The organism is Enterobacter cloacae complex sp. P12RS, assembly GCF_014895875.1.
Classification (GTDB): Bacteria; Pseudomonadota; Gammaproteobacteria; order Enterobacterales; family Enterobacteriaceae; genus Enterobacter; species Enterobacter bugandensis.
On the sequence record NZ_JADBQO010000051.1, the window covers coordinates 1 to 20,812 of the forward strand.

Consider the following 20,812-nt stretch of genomic DNA (forward strand, 5'->3'; position numbering starts at 1 on the left):
TCGGTGGGTTTTTATGTGCGCCAGCACTCATAACTTAAATTTATGCAACGGAGATCACACAAACGGGGGGTGGGGCGTAGGGGTTGGGAGGATGGAAAGAGGATGTCAAATAAGGAGACTGAGTCACGTTGAACCACCTTATGTATCCACGAGCACATCACCAAAAAGGATGGCAGATATGAATATCAAGACTGGCGCACGCGTTTTCGCATTGTCCGCCCTTGCAGCAATGATGGTTTCCGCCCCAGCGCTCGCCAAAATTGAAGAAGGCAAGCTGGTTATCTGGATTAACGGCGACAAGGGCTATAACGGCCTGGCCGAAGTGGGCAAAAAATTCGAGAAAGACACCGGTATCAAAGTTACCGTAGAGCACCCGGACAAACTGGAAGAGAAATTCCCGCAGGTTGCGGCAACCGGTGACGGCCCGGACATCATCTTCTGGGCACACGACCGTTTCGGCGGTTACGCGCAGTCTGGCCTGCTGGCTGAAGTCACGCCAGACAAAGCTTTCCAGGACAAACTGTTCCCGTTCACCTGGGACGCCGTTCGCTATAACGGCAAGCTGATCGCCTACCCAATCGCGGTTGAAGCCCTGTCACTGATTTACAACAAAGACCTGGTGCCAAACCCACCGAAAACCTGGGAAGAGATCCCGAAACTGGATAAAGAGCTGAAGGCGAAAGGTAAATCCGCCCTGATGTTCAACCTGCAAGAGCCGTACTTCACCTGGCCGCTGATTGCTGCCGACGGCGGCTACGCGTTCAAGTTTGAAAACGGCAAATATGACGTGAAAGACGTGGGCGTGGACAACGCGGGCGCGAAAAAAGGCCTGACCTTCCTGGTTGACCTGATTAAGAACAAACACATGAACGCGGATACCGACTACTCCATCGCGGAAGCGGCGTTCAACAAAGGCGAAACCGCGATGACCATCAACGGTCCGTGGGCCTGGACCAATATCGACAAGAGCAAAATCAACTACGGCGTGACCCTGCTGCCAACCTTCAACGGCAAACCGTCTAAACCGTTCGTGGGCGTGCTGAGCGCGGGCATCAACGCCGCCAGCCCGAACAAAGAGCTGGCGAAAGAGTTCCTGGAAAACTACCTGCTGACCGATCAGGGTCTGGGTGAAGTGAACAAGGACAAACCGCTGGGCGCCGTGGCGCTGAAATCCTTCCAGGATCAGCTGGCAAAAGATCCACGCATCGCGGCAACCATGGATAACGCTCAGAAAGGCGAAATCATGCCGAACATCCCACAGATGGCCGCGTTCTGGTACGCCACCCGTACCGCCGTCATCAACGCTGCAAGCGGTCGCCAGACTGTCGATGCCGCGCTGAAGGATGCTCAGGGTCGTATTACTAAGTAAGAAGAAAAACGGCGGGTGGCGCGTGCGCTTACCCGCCCTACGACTACGGCACGATCCGTAGGTCAGGTAAGCGCAGCGCCACCTGACGAAAAGTTTCCACCGTTGTAGAGGAAGAACCCCATGGATGTCATTAAAAAGAAGCACTGGTGGCAAAGCGACGCGCTGAAGTGGTCAGCGATCGGTCTGCTGTGTCTGCTGGTGGGTTACCTTGTTGTTTTAATGTACGTACAAGGGGAATATCTGTTCGCCATCATGACGCTGATCTTAAGCTCTGCTGGCCTGTATATTTTCGCCAACCGTAAAGCCTATGCCTGGCGCTATGTCTACCCGGGCGTGGCCGGGATGGGGCTGTTTGTCCTGTTCCCGCTGATCTGCACCATCGCCATTGCGTTCACCAACTACAGCAGCACTAACCAGCTCGCGCAGGAGCGCGCCACTCAGGTGCTTCTGGATCGCTCTTATCAGGCGGGTAAAACCTTTAACTTCGGCCTGTATCCTGCAGGTGACGAGTGGAAGTTAGCGCTCACTGACGGTGAGAGCGGCAAAAACTATCTTTCCGACGCGTTCAAATTTGGCGGCGAGCAGAAGCTGGTCTTAAAAGAGGCCGCGGCCCTGCCGGAGGGTGAACGTGCGAACCTGCGTATCATTACCCAGAATCGCCAGGCGCTGACCCAGCTCACCGCCGTGCTGCCCGATGAAAGCAAAGTGACCATGAGCTCGCTGCGCCAGTTCTCCGGCACGCAGCCGCTATATACCCTGGCGGATGACGGCACGCTGACCAACAACCAGAGCGGCGTGAAGTACCGTCCGAATAACGACATTGGTTTCTATCAGTCCATAACGGCCGATGGCAAATGGGGTGATGACAAGCTCAGCCCTGGCTATACCGTCACCATCGGCTGGGACAACTTTACCCGCGTGTTTACCGACGAAGGTATCCAGAAACCGTTCTTCGCCATCTTCGTCTGGACAGTGGTCTTCTCGGTGCTGACGGTGATCCTGACCGTTGCAGTAGGCATGGTGCTGGCCTGCCTCGTGCAGTGGGAGTCCCTGAAAGGCAAAGCGATTTACCGCGTGCTGCTGATTCTGCCTTACGCCGTGCCGTCGTTTATCTCGATTCTGATTTTCAAAGGGCTGTTTAACCAGAGCTTCGGTGAAATCAACATGATGCTGAGCGCGCTGTTCGGTATCAAACCGGCCTGGTTCAGCGACCCGACCACCGCCCGCTCGATGATTATCATCGTCAACACCTGGCTGGGCTATCCGTACATGATGATCCTGTGCATGGGGCTGCTGAAGGCGATTCCGGACGATCTGTATGAAGCCTCGGCGATGGATGGCGCGGGTCCGTTCCAGAACTTCTTTAAAATTACGCTGCCGCTGCTTATTAAGCCTCTGACGCCGCTGATGATTGCCAGCTTCGCCTTTAACTTTAACAACTTCGTGCTGATTCAGCTGTTGACCAACGGTGGCCCGGACCGTCTCGGCACCACGACGCCGGCAGGCTATACCGACCTACTCGTGAGCTACACCTACCGTATCGCCTTTGAAGGCGGCGGCGGCCAGGACTTTGGTCTGGCGGCGGCGATTGCCACCCTGATCTTCCTGCTGGTTGGCGCTCTGGCGATTGTGAACCTGAAAGCCACACGTATGAAATTTGATTAAGGAGGGCACTGAACATGGCAATGGTACAACCCAAATCTCAGAAGCTGCGCCTCCTCGCGACGCACTTAGGCCTGCTGATTTTCATCGCGGCCATCATGTTCCCGCTGCTGATGGTTATCGCCATCTCCCTGCGCTCGGGTAACTTTGCGACCGGGAGCCTGATCCCGGATGAAATCTCCTGGGAGCACTGGAAGCTCGCGCTGGGCTTCAGCGTGGAGCACGCCGATGGACGCGTCACCCCGCCGCCGTTCCCGGTGCTGCTGTGGCTGTGGAACTCGGTGAAGGTAGCAACCATCACCGCGATCGGCATCGTGACGCTCTCCACCACCTGTGCTTATGCCTTCGCCCGCATGCGTTTCCCGGGCAAAGCAACGCTGCTGAAAGGCATGCTGATTTTCCAGATGTTCCCGGCGGTGCTGTCGCTGGTGGCGCTGTACGCCCTGTTTGACCGTCTGGGCCAGTACGTGCCGTTTATCGGCCTGAATACCCACGGCGGCGTGATCTTTGCCTATCTCGGCGGTATTGCCCTGCATGTGTGGACCATTAAAGGCTATTTCGAAACCATCGACGGCTCGCTGGAAGAGGCGGCGTCGCTGGATGGCGCTACCCCGTGGCAGGCGTTCCGTCTGGTGCTGTTGCCGCTGTCAGTGCCGATTCTGGCGGTGGTGTTTATCCTGTCGTTTATCGCGGCGATCACCGAAGTACCGGTCGCCTCACTGTTACTGCGCGATGTGAACAGCTACACCCTGGCCGTAGGTATGCAGCAATACCTCAACCCGCAAAACTACCTGTGGGGCGACTTTGCCGCGGCGGCCGTACTGTCTGCCATCCCGATTACCGTGGTGTTCCTGCTGGCCCAGCGCTGGCTGGTGAATGGCCTGACGGCGGGCGGCGTGAAAGGTTAAGTTTCATCTGTTATGCCACTGCAACCCTCAACTTTAGACGTATTGTATTGACCCAACTTGTGACTGTTGTTAGGCGGCCTTCGGGCCGCCATTTTTTTATTCCCTTTTCAGCCGCTTCGAATTACACAGCCAGAGGGTGATCACCAGCAGCAGGATCGCCGCCGAGTAGATCAGCACGTCTAGCGGGGATTTATGATCGACGATGATCAGCCGCACAATGGCGGTGATGCCAATGTAGACAAAATAGCGCAGCGGGAAGTGAAAGCCGGACTGGAAGTACTTCACAATCAGGGCGATAAATTCAAAGTAGAGAAAGTAGACCACCAGGCCTTCCACCAGCGCATATTTGCTGGTTTGCTCAGGGGCGAACAGCACATCCGCCAGATGCACCGTCTCTTTGCCGAGAAAGACGACCAGGATCAGGCCAAGGCTCAGCAGACCGAGGTTCAGCACGGTCTGGAGTATCGTTGAGATAAACTCAACGCGCGGGCGAGTCAGGGATGTCATACAGCACCTCATTCTCCAGGACGAGATTCCTGTATAACGCAAAAATGTGACGGGGATCTATATTTTTTGTTTATGTTTGGCGCATTCGCCCGCTGGCGCTGCGCTTACCGGGCCTACAAAAACCGTAGGCCGGGCAAACGCAGTGCCGCCCGGCGTGAAGCATCAGCGGAAGTTAATGTTCTTATCGCTGGTCATGTCGTACAGCTGGAACTTACGCCCAAGCTGCTGGCCGCCATCACGCGTCAGCGGCGTCCAGCCCACGGCCGCTCGGCTGCGGGTCGGACCGGATGAGAACAGATCCAGCGGAATCGACACGTAGACCCCTTTGGTGAAGTCCCCTTCCCCGTACTCGTCCGGCGAAACGTTGGTAATAGTGGCGTAGCCGCCCACCACGACGCCGCTGTCGAAGTGTTTGGAGATATCCAGCGTGCCGCCCTTGTCGCCCGCCAGATACTGGCCGACGCTGGCTTTCACCAGCACGTCCTGCGCGAACGAAGGCGTCCAGTAGGCGGTCAGGTGGCCGGTTTTGACGCTGTAGTCGGTGAACTTCATCATGTCCTGCGCGCTGCGCCAGTCACGCTGCTTAACGTAGTTGGCATCAATCCCGAACGCCCAGTTGCTGTCGACGGGACGATACAGCACCTCCGCCCCCGCGCCGCCGAACATAGTCTCCAGGTAGCCTCCGTAAACCTGGCCGTAGAAGCCGTTGCCGAAGTACTGGAAGTAGTTGGCCTGCAGGTTATTCACGTAGACATCGTTCTGCACGTATTCACGCACGCGGGTACGCACGCGCGGCAGCTTCGAGTCGTTCGGCGGGTTCGTGTAGTTAAACTTGTCGTAGTTGTTCGCAATGTTGCCGAACAGGCTGCCGGTGGTCAGCAGGTGGTCGGTGACCCACAGATCCGCCGTCGCCATCGCACCCAGCTGATACATGTAGAAGTTTTCCGGCCCGCCGACGGACTGGTTCAGTACCGGATCGATATGGAAATCAAAGCGCGATTTATCGATATACCAGCCCTGCTCGGTGGTTTCCGGCACGATCGGCTCTACGCGTTTTTGCACCAGCTCGGTTTCATGCCCGAGCGGTTCGCCTTCAAGATGGCGCTTGAGGCTGGCGACATCGGTTTCGGTGGTGACCTGCGGCAGATTCAGGCGGTTCTCCGTCACGCGGATCGTGCGGATCCCGTCCGGGAGATCGTTCATCACGATCCGGTTGGCGCGTTCGATCCCTTCACGCGAGTCGCGGTATTTCACCTGCTCGCCGGTGACGTACAGCGTATCGCCTTTCACCTGAATTTTCGGATCGGCCAGGCCGGCGTTGTATTTCAGCAGCGTCAGCTGGTTTGCCACCACGGAGTGCTGCAGAATCGCATCCTGCGGCTCCGGCCGGTAGGCAGGCCGCGCGTTATCGTTGTAGTGCGGCCGCATGTCGTTGAAGTTGGTGCGCAGCGTGAAGCCAAACATCACCGTGTTGCCACGCTCGTAGCTGAGGTTAACATCGGCCCAGTCGGTGACGCGATAAATGGCGCCGACGTTAAACTTGCTCTTCTGCTCAATCTTCCCGGCGAAGTCCTGCGAGTAGTCGTTCCCTTCGTACTCCAGCTTCAGGCGCAGCGGCTGCCACGGCGTCTGGTATTCCACACCACCGAACAGCGAGGCCGGGCCGTGGAACATCTGGTCGCCGTTGATGGAACCGGCTTTCTTGTAGCTGTTATCGCGGTAGCAGTATTTATCGCTGTAGGTACAGAACGGGTTTTTAACGTTGCCGCTGGTGCCGAGATAGCCCCAGCCAAGACCGAGAGAAAAATCAAACGGTCCCCAGGCCTTGCTGGCCACGATGTATTCCGCGTCGAACAGGCCGGTACCGCCGATATCTTTTGCACCCACGGAGACCTGCGGCATCCAGTAGCTCTCTTCCCACAGGCGCAGCTTGACGTCGAAGGCTTTATCTTTGTAGGTCTGATCGCCGGAGAAGGCGTCGACGCTGCTGTACTGTTTCGTACGCACGTCGGTGTAGCGCAGCGTGGTTTCAAGCCACGGGAAAAGCTGTACGGAGGCAGAATAGTAGCGATACTGGTCGTTATCGCGGTAGTTAAGGCTAATTTCCCCTTCACGCGCCATGCGCGCGGTAGGCGTTTGCAGTAAACCGACGCCGCCGAAGTCTGACTGAGACGGGCCAATAGGTGCCGGATACGTTTCTGCATGGCAGGCGGCGCTTACGCAGAGCGCCAGCATGCTGTAGAGATAGGTTCTTTTCATTCTTCCGGTATCCGCTGTGTCAGGGAGTGAAGGATATCGGCGTTAAGCCCGTCATATGCCTTCGTCCAGAAATGGTCGGCAAAACCGACAAAAATGATGCTGCCCGGCATGGGTTCGATATGGCGTTTATTCCAGTACGCCACCGGCGCTTTTTGTGTATGCCCGTCTGGATAAATAATCCATGCGTAGCTGTTATCCGCGCCGCTCAGCAGGCTTTGTTCGTCGAGATAGCTCGCCACGTCGCGGCCGGGCGTAAAGGGCTTTTTACCGGGGCTGCTGATAAGCCCCATCACGGTCACCGTCGTCGGCTTCACCGGAAGCCAGAGGGTGTACTCCCCTTCAAGCGTGGGGTTGCCCTTTTCCGTGACGCGCACTTCATCTGGATCAAGATTGACTTTCTGGCGGCCTGTCACTTTCAGCGCCTGAAGCTGCTGGCGAACGCTGTTAATGGCCGCGGCATCGTCGCCGTCTTCCTGCTCCGCAAGGCTCGTCAGGCGGGCCAGCAGGGCACGGTGTTCCTGCTCCGCCTTAACCGTCGCCTGACGCTCGCCGATCACCGCTCCCGGCCACCAGCTGTTGGCAAGCCTTGGCTGCCCGACGAGATCGAGCAGATGCTCGGCGTTGGTTAAGGTTTTGGGTTTTTCACTGTCCGGCGTGTAGACCTTTACCGTTCCTGCGGACCACGCCAGCGGCGCGGCAAGGCTGACGAGAAGCGCAGCGTGGATGAGCGTTTTCATGATTTCGCCGCCTTGATCAGGGTGGTTTTCACCGGGAAGAAACCGGCACCGAGATACTGCAAGGACTGACGGATCTGCCCATCCTCGTCGATCCAGAAGCGGTTATGCCAGGTGGCCTGGTCGGTGGTGACCTCTTCATCCAGCACGCGAACCTGCGTTTCGTCGCTGCCGACTTTCACGCTGTCCGTACCGTCCCAGCGGAAGGTCGAGCGTGCCGTGGCGTAGCGCACCTGCTTGTGCTCGGTCCAGCCCATCGTGCGCGTCCAGCTTGCGCCGTCGACGATCTGATTTGGCTTGATGAGCGGGTCTTCGGCGAGATTATTCACCTCGAGCAAGTTGTCGCCGCCGAGCAGCGTTTTCACGATTCGGGCATGCTGCGTGACGATGGTGGCCTGATCCTGCGTCACCCATTTCTGCTGCCCGTTTTCATCGAAAGCGAGCACCACAAACAGCTGCGGGCCATCGTTTAGCTGCATGTACTGGCTGGCGTACGGCATGTTCTGAAGTTCGTCATCGGTCAGATGAACGCCCGGCGTGCCGAACAGGCTTTCCCACAGTGAATGTCCCAGCCCTTTGGTGGTGGCTGAGCACGCCTGCAACAGCAGGCAAATCAGAATGATTGCAGGTCGCTTCACGACTCTTCTCCGAAGGGGCGAAATAACCACACCGAAGTGTGGTTATGATTAAAACACCCGGTATTACTGGGTGCTGGTTGTCGTAGTGGTCGTGGTTCCGGTATTGGAGCCATCACCGCCACCGGTTGCCGCCAGCGCGACACCCACGGCTGAACTTACGGTGCTGGTGCTGGCTGCGGTAGAACTTCCCGCAGACGCAGACGTCGCTGCCGACCCTGCTGCTTCCCCGACCTGGACCGGAGCTGCATAGACAGACGTCGCCGCAAGTGCAGATATGGCAAAAATGCCATACAGTACTTTCTTCATAACAATTTCCCTTCAATGAATGAATGGAGATTTGCCCGAAAAGAAATTCAGGCGGAATCGAGTATACACAACTACAGCAGAGGGTTTACCGTGGGGGGAAATAGGGGGATGGTTTTCGGACTAATGGATAAAACAGAAACGAAAAACAAATATTTGAAATAAATAATCGATGAAAATCAATAAATTATAATATATCCTTATTATCTTAGCTCTACGTATTTTCTTAAAATAAACCGCAGCAATTAGCAGGTTAACCGCCTTTTTCAGATTAAACTCAGAGTCAGAATTTGAGTTAACTAACAGACATCAGGAATTATCCGATAAAAAAATGCCGGCATATCGCCGGCATTTTTCATGACATATTAATTACGCACGCCATGCTTTATAACGGTTAATCAAACCATTGGTGGAGCTGTCGTGGCTGTCGATGGCTTTATCGTCACCCAGCTCTGGAAGAATGCGGTTTGCCAGCTGTTTGCCCAGCTCAACGCCCCACTGGTCAAAGGTGAAGATGTTCAGGATCGCGCCCTGGGTGAAGATCTTGTGCTCGTACAGCGCAATCAGCGCGCCCAGGCTGAACGGGGTGATTTCGCGCAGCAGGATGGAGTTGGTTGGACGGTTGCCTTCGAACACTTTGAACGGCACAACGTGCTCCAGCGTGGCCGGATCTTTACCCTGGTCACGGTATTCCTGCTCAACCACTTCGCGGGATTTACCGAACGCCAGCGCTTCGGTCTGTGCGAAGAAGTTAGACAACAGCTTCGGATGGTGGTCGGACAGCGGGTTGTGCGTGATCGCCGGGGCGATGAAATCACACGGTACCATTTTGGTACCCTGGTGAATCAGCTGGTAGAACGCATGCTGGCCGTTGGTGCCCGGCTCGCCCCAGATGATCGGGCCAGTCTGGTAATCCACCGCGTTGCCGTTACGGTCAACGTACTTACCGTTGGATTCCATGTTGCCCTGCTGGAAGTAGGCCGCAAAGCGGTGCATGTACTGGTCGTACGGCAGGATCGCTTCGGTTTCAGCGCCGAAGAAGTTGTTGTACCAGATACCGATCAGCGCCAGCAGCACCGGCAGGTTTTTCTCAGGCGCGGTGGTGGAGAAGTGTTTGTCCATCGCATGCGCGCCGGAGAGCAGCTCAACGAAGTTGTCAAAGCCCACGGACAGGATGATGGACAGACCGATTGCAGACCACAGAGAGTAGCGGCCGCCAACCCAGTCCCAGAACTCGAACATGTTCGCGGTATCGATGCCAAACTCGCCTACCGCTTTACCGTTGGTGGAGAGCGCCGCAAAGTGTTTCGCCACGTGCTTTTCGTCGCCCGCGGTTTTCAGGAACCAGTCACGCGCGCTGTGGGCGTTGGTCATGGTTTCCTGGGTGGTAAAGGTTTTAGACGCCACCAGGAACAGGGTGGTTTCCGGGTTCACGTTTTTCAGCACTTCGGCGATGTGGGTACCATCGACGTTAGAGACAAAGTGCATGTTGAGGTGGTTTTTGTACGGGCGCAGGGCTTCGGTCACCATGAACGGGCCGAGGTCAGAGCCGCCGATACCGATGTTAATCACGTCGGTGATCGCTTTGCCGGTGTAGCCTTTCCAGCTGCCGGAGATGATCGCTTCAGAGAAGGTTTTCATCTTTTCCAGCACCGCGTTCACTTCCGGCATCACATCTTTGCCGTCAACGATGATTGGCGTATTGCTACGGTTGCGCAGCGCCACGTGCAGCACGGCACGGTCTTCGGTGCGGTTGATCTTCTCGCCGGAGAACATGGATTTGATGGCGTCGGCCAGCTCGGTCTCTTTCGCCAGATCCTGCAGTTTTGCCAGCGTCTCTTCGGTAATGCGGTTCTTGGAGAAATCCACCAGCATGAGGTCATCGAAGGTCGCGGAGAACTTAGTGAAACGATCGGCATCTTTCGCGAACAGATCCGCGATGGTGACGTCTTTCATTTCATCATAATGTTTCTGGAGTGCCTGCCAGGCAGCGGTCTGCGTTGGGTTGATGTTTTTCATTAGCAATACTCTTCTGATTTGAGAATTGTGACTGCGGTCGATTGTAGCGCCTGCAAATAAAAATTGTGATGGTTTTTATGCCATTGCCCTGGTCTGCATCAAACGCAGGTGAAAAGACCCGAAAAGTATAGCTGCTGTCGAGCCCTTCCGGCGTGGCGAAATGTCGGTCAAAAGGGGGTAAAAAGGAGCATAAAATATGGGCCTGTTATAAGTCCTGTTTCTCAGGGGTACCCCCCCATAAAAAATCCGCATAATCCCAGCATTGACAGGACCTCCCCCGCATTTTATTTATAGGGCCGTATTTTGCGCCTGCACCTGTTTTCGTTTCATTCTTGTGCCAAGGTCGCTTATTCATTCCCTGACACGAGGTTGTTATGACGAGTTTTGTGGTCGCCAAGTTTGGCGGCACCAGTGTGGCCGATTACGATGCCATGAACCGCAGCGCCGATGTGGTGCTGGCCGATCCGAATACCCGCTTGGTGGTGCTCTCTGCATCCGCCGGCGTGACGAACCTGCTGGTTTCTCTGTCTGAAGGACTGGAAGCGACAGAACGTTTCGTGAAGCTGGATGCACTGCGCAAAATTCAGTTCGACATTCTTGAACGTCTGCAAAACCCGAACGTGATCCGCGAAGAAGTGGAGCGCCTGCTGGAAAATATCACCACCCTGGCAGAAGCGGCGTCCCTGGCCACCTCTACCGCCCTGACCGATGAACTGGTCAGCCACGGTGAATTGATGTCTACCCTGCTGTTCGTTGAAATTATGCGCGAGCGTAACGTTCAGGCGCAGTGGTTTGACGTGCGTAAAGTGATGCGCACCAGCGATCGTTTTGGGCGCGCTGAACCGGACGTTGAGATGCTGGCCGAGCTCACCAACCAGCAGCTGGCGCCGCGCCTGGCAGAAGGCATGGTGATCACCCAGGGCTTTATCGGCAGCGAAGCGAAAGGACGCACGACCACGCTTGGCCGTGGCGGCAGCGATTACACCGCCGCGCTGCTGGGCGAAGCCCTGCACGCAACGCGCGTGGATATCTGGACTGACGTGCCGGGTATTTACACCACCGATCCGCGCGTCGTTTCCGCGGCAAAACGTATTGATGTGATTGCCTTTGAAGAAGCAGCTGAAATGGCCACCTTCGGTGCAAAAGTGCTGCATCCGGCAACGCTGCTGCCCGCAGTGCGCAGCGATATTCCGGTCTTCGTTGGCTCCAGTAAAGATCCAAAAGCGGGCGGGACGCTGGTCTGCAAGAAAACCGAGAACCCGCCACTGTTCCGCGCGCTGGCCCTGCGCCGCCGCCAGACGCTGGTCACGCTGCACAGCCACAATATGCTCCACTCCCGCGGCTTCCTGGCGGAAGTGTTTGGCATCCTCGCGCGCCATAACATCTCTGTAGATTTGATTACCACCTCCGAGGTGAGCATTGCGCTGACGCTGGACACCACCGGCTCCACCTCCACCGGCGACACCCTGCTGACGCAGTCGCTGCTGATTGAGCTGTCTGAGCTGTGCCGCGTGGAGGTCGAAGAAGACCTGGCGCTGGTGGCCATCATCGGTAACAAGCTGTCTCGCGCCTGCGGCGTGGGCAAAGAGGTATTCGGCGTGCTTGACCCGTTCAACATCCGCATGATCTGCTACGGTGCCTCCAGCTATAACCTTTGTTTCCTGGTCCCTGCCGATCAGGCCGAGCAGGTGGTGCAGAAACTTCATCAGAATTTGTTTGAATAAAATTCGTTAGCACGATAAACAATACCTATAAGCCGGGCACAGACCCGGCTTTTTCATAACTAAACAACACGACAATACTGCAAGGAATTCACTATGTTATCCGCTATCACCCGGCTGTTCCCGCTATGGGCGCTGCTGCTCTCCGTACTCGCGTATTACACCCCTACCACGTTCACGGGCATTGGTCCGTGGGTCACCACGCTGCTGATGCTGATTATGTTCGGCATGGGCGTGCACCTGAAAATCGACGATTTTAAACGCGTGCTGTCGCGCCCGGCGCCAGTGGCTGCAGGGATCTTCCTGCACTACCTGGTGATGCCGCTCGCGGCCTGGCTGCTGGCGATGGCCTTTAAGATGCCGCCCGATCTCTCCGCCGGGATGGTACTGGTGGGCAGCGTCGCCAGCGGTACGGCATCTAACGTGATGATCTATCTCGCGAAAGGTGACGTGGCGCTCTCCGTGACCATCTCTTCGGTATCCACGCTGGTGGGCGTGATTGCCACACCGCTGTTAACCCGCCTGTACGTGGACGCGCATATTCAGGTGGACGTGATGGGCATGCTGCTCAGCATTCTGCAGATTGTGGTGATCCCGATTGCGCTGGGGCTGGTCATTCACCATCTGTTCCCGCGCGTGGTGAAAGCGGTTGAGCCGTACCTGCCCGCGTTTTCGATGATCTGCATTCTGGCGATCATCAGCGCCGTGGTGGCCGGTTCCGCGTCGCACATTGCCTCGGTGGGCTTTGTGGTGATCGTCGCGGTGGTGCTGCACAACACCATCGGCCTGCTGGGCGGATACTGGGGCGGGAAGCTGTTTGGCTTTGACGAGTCCACCTGCCGCACGCTGGCGATCGAGGTAGGCATGCAGAACTCCGGCCTGGCTGCGGCGCTGGGTAAAATTTACTTCTCACCGCTGGCGGCCCTGCCGGGCGCGCTGTTCTCCGTCTGGCATAACCTGTCCGGCTCGCTGCTGGCGGGCTACTGGTCCGGTAAACCGATTGATGAGCAACCGAAAAAAGATGCGCTGAAACAGGGTTAATTAACCCGGCTTGCTTTACACTGGAGCCTCCCCATCAGGAGGCTTCAGCAATGGCTACACCACGATTGACCCAGAAAGACATGACGGAAGCCGAGCAGCGCGAACTGAAAACGCTTCTCGACCGCGCCCGCATCGCCCATGGCCGCACGCTGACGAACGCCGAAACCAATCAGGTTAAAAAAGAGTACATCGACAAGCTGATGGCGCAACGTGAGGCTGCGGCGAAAAAAGCCCGCAAGCTGAAAAAAGAGCAGGCTTATAAGCCGGATGCAGAGGCGACCTTTTCCTGGTCCGCCAATACATCAACCCGTGGAAGGCGCTAATCAGCGCCCTTTCTTTTTGCGACCCGGCTGGGTAAAGCGTTTTCCGTTACCCGGCTTGCCCCGCCCTTTCTCTTCCGCCTGCGGTGCCTTAACTACCGGACGTTTAATCGCCTGCGTTTTCGGTTTGGCTTTGGCTTTCGGCTTCGCTTCGGACGAGGAGTTTTCGATAAGCTTGAACAGCTCGATCAGCTCGTCGTCCGTTAAGTCACGCCACTCGCCCAGCGGGATCCCGGACAGGCTGACGTTCATGATGCGCGTACGTTCCAGCTTCGTCACTTCATAACCAAAATACTCGCACATGCGACGGATCTGGCGGTTCAGGCCCTGCACCAGCGTGATACGGAACGCAAAGGGCGCTTCTTTTTTGACCTTGCACTTCTTCGTCACGGTGCCCAGAATCGGCACGCCTGCGCCCATGCCGCGGATAAATTCGTCCGTCACCGGCTTGTTCACCGTCACGATGTACTCTTTCTCGTGGTCGTTACCGGCACGCAGAATTTTGTTCACCAGGTCGCCGTGGTTGGTGAGGAAAATCAGCCCCTGAGAGTCTTTATCCAGACGGCCAATCGGGAAAATACGGCTACTGTGGTTCACGAAATCAACAATGTTGTCCCGCTCGCCGTCTTCCGTGGTGCTGACAATCCCAACCGGTTTGTTCAACGCGATAAACACCAGGTCTTCAGCATCACGCGGTTCAATGAGCTGACCATTCACTTTAACCACGTCGCCAGGGACCACCTGGTCACCGATAGTGGCGCGTTTGCCGTTGAGGAACACGTTACCTTGTTCAATGTAACGGTCCGCCTCGCGACGTGAGCAGATCCCGCTCTCGCTAATGTACTTGTTTAATCGGGTTGATTGAGTTGGCAGCATAGTTTCTCCTGTGAAGGGCGAAATATACCTTAGGTATGGACTGGAAAAAAAGATTAGCCGACGGTAACTGAGACGGGTTTTCCAAGTTTACATAACATCATGATCAGCGTATCAAGGGTGAACTTACTGGTTTTGAGGTTCACGACATCAGACACGCGGGGACGAGAGACGTTTAGCCTGACGGCAGCGTCAGTCTGACGCAGTTTATTCTCCGCAATCCACGAGGAAATTTCCTGCATCAGTTGCCGCTTGATGGCAAGCAACTGCTCAACCTCTTTTTCGGCACTTTCGTGCAACTGTTTAGCTTCACTTTCTTCAAAACCCAGCTCAGCAAAAATGTTCGTTTCTGAAGCTGTCACATGCCGAATTTTTGTATCAACGCGTCTTCCCATTTTCATCCTCTCCGAGCATCAAGCACCGCCTGAAAACGTGCCTTTGCTATGTATTTATCATGGCCTGATGTCCGCTGCGTTTTCTTCTTAAAGCAATGCAGTACGTAAACAGCATCCTCATAACGAGCCAAATAGATGATTCGGTATGCGCCCGTGTCACCGCGTAGCCGTATCTCTGCAACGCCTTTGCCAATCTCTGAGATCGGCTTCCAGTCTGCCGCCTCTAATCCAGCCTGTAATCGATGTAGCTGATACCCTGCATCCCGCCGGATTTCCTCCGGGAAGCCGAGCAAATCATCGAAGGCACTCCCCATCCATGCAATGGGTCTCATTGCTGGTTTTTCTGAAAGCATACCACATCCCTGTATAAAATTTTATACATAAAAGATTACATTGTCTCACTCCACAGGTCTGCTTATGACCTGAGGAGTGACGTTACGTTTTCAGTGGAGTTTGGTCACGCCTCATGGAGAGGATCTGCGAGGCGCTTTCAGAGATTAATACTCATCCCGCTCGTCATCTTCATCCGGCTGTTCCATCACGCTGTAGGCCACCGCGCAGAACAGCGAGTTAAGACGCTTCATATCTCCCAGCAGCCCCAGATGGAGTGAGCTGGTCTCGATACTCTGCACGTTCTGCTGATGCAGGCGCTCAACGTGGGCGTGCGAGTATCGGCGGTTAAGAATGCGGAAGCGATGCTTGTTGCGGCGCAGGCGGCGTGCGCTCGGTACGTCGCTGGAGAAGAAGACCGACATCGCCAGCTTCAGGTTGCTCACCAGCTTTTCGTGAAGCGCTTCCAGCTCCTTCAGCCCTTCCACGGAGAACGCCCGACGCGCGGCCAGGGATTTGTCCGCGATTTCGCTGCCCATACGCTCAACGATGTCCGAGGCCTGCTCAAGGTTAAGCGACATCTCAATGATTTCAGCCCAGCGGCGGGACTCCTCTTCCGCCAGCTCGTCCTGCGGGATACGCGCCAGATAGAGCTTGATGGCGGTATACAGCACGTTGATGTCGTCCGCCAGCCTGCGCAGCTCCTTCTCCTCGCGCGGCTCGCCGTGCATCACCTTTTTCAGCCCTTCGAGCATGGTTTCCATCGCGTCGCCCATGCGCAGCGTTTCGCGGGCGGCGTTGGCGATGGCCAGCGCGGGGGTGTCCAGCACGGAGGTATCCAGATGCTTCGGCTTAAGGCGCGCGTCCAGCTCCGGTTCATCACGGATAAGACGCTCGCAGAAGCGGGCCATCGGCGCGGCAAACGGCACCATCGCCAGGCAGCGCACCAGGTTATAGAAGACGTGGAAGTAGATCACCAGCTCCGCTTTCGGCAGCGGGAGGTTGTCCATCAGGTTTGCCAGCGGATGGACAAACGGCAGAATAATCAGGCTGCCCACCAGCTTAAACAGCAAACTCCCCAGCGCCACGCGGCGGGCGGCAGCATTGGCCGCGCTGTTGTTAAGCATCGCCAGCAGGCCAGAGCCGAGGTTAGCGCCGATCACCAGACACAGCGCCACCGGGAAGGAGATCGCGCCCGCGGCGGTGAGCGTGGCCGTCAGCAGCACGGCGGCCAGGCTGGAGTAGCTGATGATGGCAAACACTGCCCCGATCAGCGCATCCAGCATGATGTCACCGGTCAGCGAGGCGAAGATGACCTGCACGCCGTTCGCCTGGGTGATAGGCGTCACCGCCTGCACAATCAGTTCCAGCGCCAGCAGAATCAGTCCGAGGCCAATGCCCACGCGGCCAAGCTGCCCGGCCCGGGTCTGCTTGCGGCCAAGAAAGAAGATAACCCCAATGAAAATCAGCAGCGGCGACAGCCAGGAGAGATCGAAGGTCAGGATACGCGCCATCAGCGCGGTACCGACGTCAGCACCCAGCACGATCACCAGCGCCGGGGCGAGCGCGACCAGATCCTGCGCCACGAAGGAGGTGACGAGCATGGTGGTGGCATTGCTGCTTTGCACCAGCGCCGTGACGCCAATCCCCGCGCAGAAGGCGAGCGGCTTCTTCTCAACGCTGCCGCTGAGGACGGTACGTAAGCGCGCGCCGAACACGCGCATCACGCCGGTGCGGACAATATGGGTGCCCCATACGAGCAGTGCGACTGCCGAAAGCAGATGTAACAACGTCAGCACGGAAGTGGGTTCTCCTTATCGTTATAGATTTTATGATTAAGTATAAGGGTTTAAACGTAAGAAAGAGACAGGGCACCGTTGAGGTGCCCTGTTTGTTGTAAGGAAAAGTGACGTTAGTCCGCGTCGTAGCCTAAATTCGGCGCCAGCCAGCGCTCTACCTCAGACACGCTCATGCCTTTGCGCAGGGCGTAATCTTCGATCTGATCGCGCTGCAGCTGCGCCACGGCGAAGTACTTGCTGTCCGGATGACTGAAGTACCAGCCCGACACGGATGCGCCCGGCCACATGGCGAACGACTCGGTGAGCTTCATGCCGGTATGCGCTTCTACGTCCAGAAGTTTCCAGATAGTGCCTTTTTCGGTGTGTTCCGGACAGGCCGGATAGCCCGGCGCCGGACGAATCCCCTGGTAGTTTTCGCGGATCAGCTCCTCGTTGCTGAGGTTCTCATTCGCCGCGTAACCCCAGTACACCTTACGTACGCGTTCGTGTAGGTATTCAGCAAAGGCTTCCGCCAGGCGGTCGGCAATCGCTTTCACCATGATCTTATTGTAATCATCGTGTTGCGCTTCAAACGCGTCCGCCAGGGCGTCTTCTTCAAGACCGCCGGTTACCGCAAAGGCGCCGATATAGTCAGCTTTCCCGCTCAGCTTCGGCGCAACGAAATCCGCCAGGCAGTAGTTGGCAAAGCCCACTTTTTCGGTTTGCTGCCGCAGGTGATGGCTCACGGCCAGCACGTGGGTGCGGGTTTCATCGCGGTAGATTTCCACGTCGTCACCCACGCGGTTCGCCGGGAACAGCCCCACCACGCCGCGCGGGTTGAGGGTTTTCTCTGCGCTCAGCGTGTCCAGCATATCGTTGGCGTCTTTAAACAGACGCTTCGCCTCTTCGCCAACCACCTCATCCTCAAGGATGCGCGGATATTTGCCCGCCAGCGACCAGGTCATAAAGAACGGCGTCCAGTCAATGTAGTTGCGCAGCGTCTCGATGCTGGCCGTCACGTCCTGCACGCCCAGACGATGCGCGACCGGCGGCGTATAGCTTGCCCAGTCAAAGGCCAGGTCGTTATCGCGTGCGGCGGCGAGCGTCACCGGCGGCGTGCGCGGTTTTTTGCGCCCGTGCTGCACGCGAACGGTTTCGTACTCCTGGCGAGTGCGCGCCACAAAATCGTCGCGCTGAGTCTCGGAGAGCAGTGCGGAAACCACGCCCACCGTGCGCGAGGCGTTCTGCACGTAAACCGTCGGTCCGCTGTAGTTCTGCTCGATCTTCACTGCCGTGTGCGCTTTCGAGGTGGTCGCCCCGCCAATCAGCAGCGGAATGGTGAAGCCCTGACGCTCCATCTCTTTTGCCACGTTGACCATTTCGTCGAGCGACGGCGTAATCAGGCCGGAGAGGCCAATCAGATCGGCGTTCACTTCGCGCGCGGTTTTGAGGATTTTATCCGCCGGAACCATCACGCCAAGGTCGATAATTTCGTAGTTATTACACTGCAACACCACGCCAACAATGTTTTTGCCGATGTCGTGCACGTCGCCCTTCACGGTGGCGATAACCATTTTACCGTTGCTGGAGCCCTTCTCTTTGCTGGCTTCGATGAAGGGTTCAAGATAAGCCACTGCCTGCTTCATGACGCGAGCGGATTTCACCACCTGCGGCAGGAACATCTTGCCCTCGCCGAACAGATCGCCGACCACGTTCATGCCGTCCATCAGCGGCCCTTCGATCACCTCAATCGGGCGGGCTGCCTGCTGACGCGCCTCCTCGGTGTCCTGCTCAATGAACTCGGTAATCCCTTTCACCAGCGAGTATTCCAGACGCTTTTTCACGTCCCAGGAACGCCACTCGGCCTGCTGAACATTGGCCGATTCATCCGATTTACTGCCGCGGTATTTTTCCGCCAGGTCGAGCATGCGCTCGGTGGCGTCGTCGCGACGGTTGAGGATCACGTCCTCTACGGCATCGCGCAATTCGGCAGGCAGATCGTCGTAAATCGCCAGCTGTCCGGCGTTGACGATGCCCATGTCCATCCCATTGCGGATGGCGTAGTAGAGGAACACGGCGTGGATCGCTTCACGCACCGGGTCGTTGCCGCGGAACGAGAACGAGACGTTCGACACGCCGCCGGAGATCAGCGCATGCGGCAGCTCGCGCTTGATGTCTTCACACGCGCCGATAAAGTCCTGGGCGTAGTTGTTGTGCTCTTCGATGCCGGTCGCGACGGCAAAGATGTTCGGGTCGAAAATAATGTCTTCCGGCGGGAAGCCCACCTCTTCGGTCAGAATTTTGTACGCGCGGCGGCATATCTCAATTTTGCGCTCGCGGGTGTCGGCCTGGCCCACCTCATCGAAGGCCATCACCACCACGGCCGCACCGTAGCGGCGCACCATCTTCGCGTGGTGGATAAAGATATCCACGCCCTCTTTCATCGAGATGGAGTTAACGATGCCTTTGCCCTGAATGCACTTCAGCCCTTTTTCGATGACCTCCCACTTGGAGGAGTCAATCATGATCGGCACGCGGGCGATATCCGGCTCACCGGCAATCAGGTTGAGGAAACGCACCATCGCCGCTTCGGCGTCAAGCATCCCCTCGTCCATGTTGATATCGATAATCTGCGCCCCGCTTTCCACCTGCTGGCGGGCGACGTCCAGCGCTTCGCTGTACTTCTCTTCTTTGATCAGGCGCTTGAATTTAGCGGAACCAGTAACGTTGGTACGTTCACCCACGTTCACAAACAGGCTGTCGTCGCCGATGGTCAACGGCTCCAGGCCGGAAAGGCGACAGGCAACCGGCAGCTCGGGCAGCTTACGCGGCGGCAGCCCGTCCACGGCGCGGCTCATGGCGGCGATGTGCTCCGGCGTGGTGCCGCAGCAGCCGCCGACGATGTTAAGGAAGCCTGACTCGGCCCACTCGCGGATTTGCGCCGCCATGGTGTCAGCATCCAGATCGTACTCGCCAAACGCGTTCGGCAGACCGGCGTTCGGATGCGCGGTAACGTAGCATTCGGCGATGCGCGAAAGTTCCTGCACGTACTGGCGCAGTTCGTCTGGTCCCAGCGCGCAGTTCAGGCCGAAGGAGAGCGCGTCGGCGTGGCGCAGGGAGTTATAAAACGCTTCGGTTGTCTGGCCGGACAGGGTACGCCCGGAGGCGTCGGTGATGGTGCCGGAGATCATGATCGGCAGGTCAACGCCCAGCGCCTCAAACTCCTCTTTCACCGCGTATATCGCGGCTTTGGCGTTGAGGGTATCGAACACCGTTTCAATCAGGATCAGGTCGGAGCCACCTTCCACCAGCGCTTTGGTCGATTCACGATACGCCGTAACCAGCTGGTCAAAGGTGATATTACGAAACGCCGGATCGTTGACGTCCGGTGAAATCGACGCGGTGCGGTTGGTCGGGCCAAGCACCCCGGCAACGTAGCGCGGCTTGTCCGGCGTGCGGGCCGTCCACTCGTCGGCACAGGCGCGAGCGAGCCTGGCCGCCTCATAGTTGATCTCCGCCGACAGGGATTCCATCTGGTAATCCGCCATGGCGATGGTTGTCGAGTTGAAGGTGTTGGTTTCTACAATATCCGCACCCGCTTCAAAGTAGGCGTTGTGGATATCCCTGATGACGGACGGTTTGCTCAACACCAGCAGGTCATTGTTTCCTTTCAGGTCGCAGGGCCAGTCGGCGAAGCGCTCGCCGCGGAAATCGTCTTCGCTCAGACGATAGCTCTGGATCATGGTGCCCATGCCGCCGTCCAGCACCAGAATTCGTTCATTTAACTGCGCACGCAGTTGCTCTACTTTGCTGCTCACACTTGCTCCCGACAACGCTCAACAAGGCCAAAAGGCTGCGATCCATACTGGCACAATCTCGCAGGGTGGAAAAGTCACGCCGCGGTAACATGAGACATGTTCACCATCACTCCTCCGATCAGTCAGGAAAGCGGTTG

At 57.0% G+C, this 20,812-nt stretch carries 17 protein-coding genes; 6 read left to right on the forward strand and 11 right to left on the reverse strand.

Features of this window, described 5'->3' with window-relative positions:
• Positions 1-178 precede the first annotated feature (178 nt).
• From malE to malG, 3 genes are all read left to right on the forward strand, one after another.
• Entirely contained in the window at positions 179-1,369 is a 1,191-nt protein-coding gene (gene malE / locus IM284_RS20760) for a maltose/maltodextrin ABC transporter substrate-binding protein MalE (RefSeq protein ID WP_032644952.1), read from the forward strand.
• A gap of 120 nt (positions 1,370-1,489) precedes the next feature.
• Positions 1,490-3,034, forward strand: coding sequence for a maltose ABC transporter permease MalF (gene malF, locus IM284_RS20765; RefSeq protein WP_028015128.1), 1,545 nt, complete (start codon positions 1,490-1,492; stop codon positions 3,032-3,034).
• Between the two features lie 14 nt (positions 3,035-3,048).
• Positions 3,049-3,939: a maltose ABC transporter permease MalG gene (malG, locus tag IM284_RS20770; protein ID WP_006810496.1), complete on the forward strand. Its 891-nt coding sequence runs from the start codon at positions 3,049-3,051 to the stop codon at positions 3,937-3,939.
• Between the two features lie 96 nt (positions 3,940-4,035).
• Here malG and psiE read toward each other — a convergent pair whose 3' ends face one another.
• From psiE to pgi, 6 genes are all read right to left on the reverse strand, one after another.
• Complete coding sequence (gene psiE / locus IM284_RS20775) at positions 4,036-4,446, reverse strand: phosphate-starvation-inducible protein PsiE (RefSeq protein WP_000202963.1); 411 nt, start codon at positions 4,444-4,446, stop codon at positions 4,036-4,038.
• A 162-nt stretch (positions 4,447-4,608) separates the two neighbouring features.
• The gene (locus IM284_RS20780) at positions 4,609-6,705 is read right to left on the reverse strand and encodes a YjbH domain-containing protein (protein WP_047366842.1); all 2,097 of its coding nucleotides are present in this window, start codon (positions 6,703-6,705) and stop codon (positions 4,609-4,611) included.
• Entirely contained in the window at positions 6,702-7,442 is a 741-nt protein-coding gene (locus IM284_RS20785; protein ID WP_047366841.1) for a capsule biosynthesis GfcC D2 domain-containing protein, read from the reverse strand. Before IM284_RS20785 ends, IM284_RS20780 begins: the two co-directional genes overlap by 4 nt.
• Positions 7,439-8,077, reverse strand: coding sequence for a YjbF family lipoprotein (locus tag IM284_RS20790; protein WP_047366840.1), 639 nt, complete (start codon positions 8,075-8,077; stop codon positions 7,439-7,441). The genes IM284_RS20785 and IM284_RS20790 overlap by 4 nt, the downstream gene beginning before the upstream one ends.
• A gap of 63 nt (positions 8,078-8,140) precedes the next feature.
• Positions 8,141-8,383 (reverse strand): exopolysaccharide production protein YjbE, encoded by a 243-nt coding sequence (gene yjbE / locus IM284_RS20795; protein WP_013095034.1) that lies wholly within the window; start codon positions 8,381-8,383, stop codon positions 8,141-8,143.
• 366 nt (positions 8,384-8,749) lie between these two features.
• Positions 8,750-10,399, reverse strand: a complete 1,650-nt coding sequence (gene pgi / locus IM284_RS20800) for a glucose-6-phosphate isomerase (protein ID WP_047366839.1) — start codon at positions 10,397-10,399, stop codon at positions 8,750-8,752.
• A 374-nt stretch (positions 10,400-10,773) separates the two neighbouring features.
• On the opposite strand from pgi, the gene lysC reads away from it, so the two are divergent.
• The 3 genes from lysC (at position 10,774) to IM284_RS20815 (ending at position 13,484) form a co-directional block, all read left to right on the forward strand.
• The gene (gene lysC, locus IM284_RS20805; protein WP_041911575.1) at positions 10,774-12,123 is read left to right on the forward strand and encodes a lysine-sensitive aspartokinase 3; all 1,350 of its coding nucleotides are present in this window, start codon (positions 10,774-10,776) and stop codon (positions 12,121-12,123) included.
• 93 nt (positions 12,124-12,216) lie between these two features.
• Positions 12,217-13,161 (forward strand): ketopantoate/pantoate/pantothenate transporter PanS, encoded by a 945-nt coding sequence (panS, locus tag IM284_RS20810; protein WP_047366838.1) that lies wholly within the window; start codon positions 12,217-12,219, stop codon positions 13,159-13,161.
• A 50-nt stretch (positions 13,162-13,211) separates the two neighbouring features.
• Positions 13,212-13,484, forward strand: coding sequence for a DUF3811 domain-containing protein (locus tag IM284_RS20815; protein WP_003860346.1), 273 nt, complete (start codon positions 13,212-13,214; stop codon positions 13,482-13,484).
• Here the strand turns inward: IM284_RS20815 and rluF are convergent, their stop codons facing one another.
• The 5 genes from rluF to metH form a co-directional block, all read right to left on the reverse strand.
• Positions 13,485-14,357 (reverse strand): 23S rRNA pseudouridine(2604) synthase RluF, encoded by an 873-nt coding sequence (gene rluF, locus IM284_RS20820; RefSeq protein ID WP_047366837.1) that lies wholly within the window; start codon positions 14,355-14,357, stop codon positions 13,485-13,487.
• Positions 14,358-14,410: 53 nt separating this feature from the next.
• The gene (locus IM284_RS20825; protein WP_047366884.1) at positions 14,411-14,749 is read right to left on the reverse strand and encodes a helix-turn-helix domain-containing protein; all 339 of its coding nucleotides are present in this window, start codon (positions 14,747-14,749) and stop codon (positions 14,411-14,413) included.
• A 2-nt stretch (positions 14,750-14,751) separates the two neighbouring features.
• Positions 14,752-15,102 carry a type II toxin-antitoxin system RelE/ParE family toxin gene (locus tag IM284_RS20830; protein ID WP_032654612.1) on the reverse strand — a complete coding sequence of 117 codons (351 nt, stop codon included), beginning with the start codon at positions 15,100-15,102 and terminating at the stop codon, positions 14,752-14,754.
• A gap of 144 nt (positions 15,103-15,246) precedes the next feature.
• Positions 15,247-16,878 (reverse strand): Na/Pi cotransporter family protein, encoded by a 1,632-nt coding sequence (locus tag IM284_RS20835; RefSeq protein WP_041911578.1) that lies wholly within the window; start codon positions 16,876-16,878, stop codon positions 15,247-15,249.
• A 113-nt stretch (positions 16,879-16,991) separates the two neighbouring features.
• Positions 16,992-20,675 carry a methionine synthase gene (gene metH / locus IM284_RS20840; protein ID WP_047366836.1) on the reverse strand — a complete coding sequence of 1,228 codons (3,684 nt, stop codon included), beginning with the start codon at positions 20,673-20,675 and terminating at the stop codon, positions 16,992-16,994.
• Positions 20,676-20,812 lie beyond the last annotated feature (137 nt).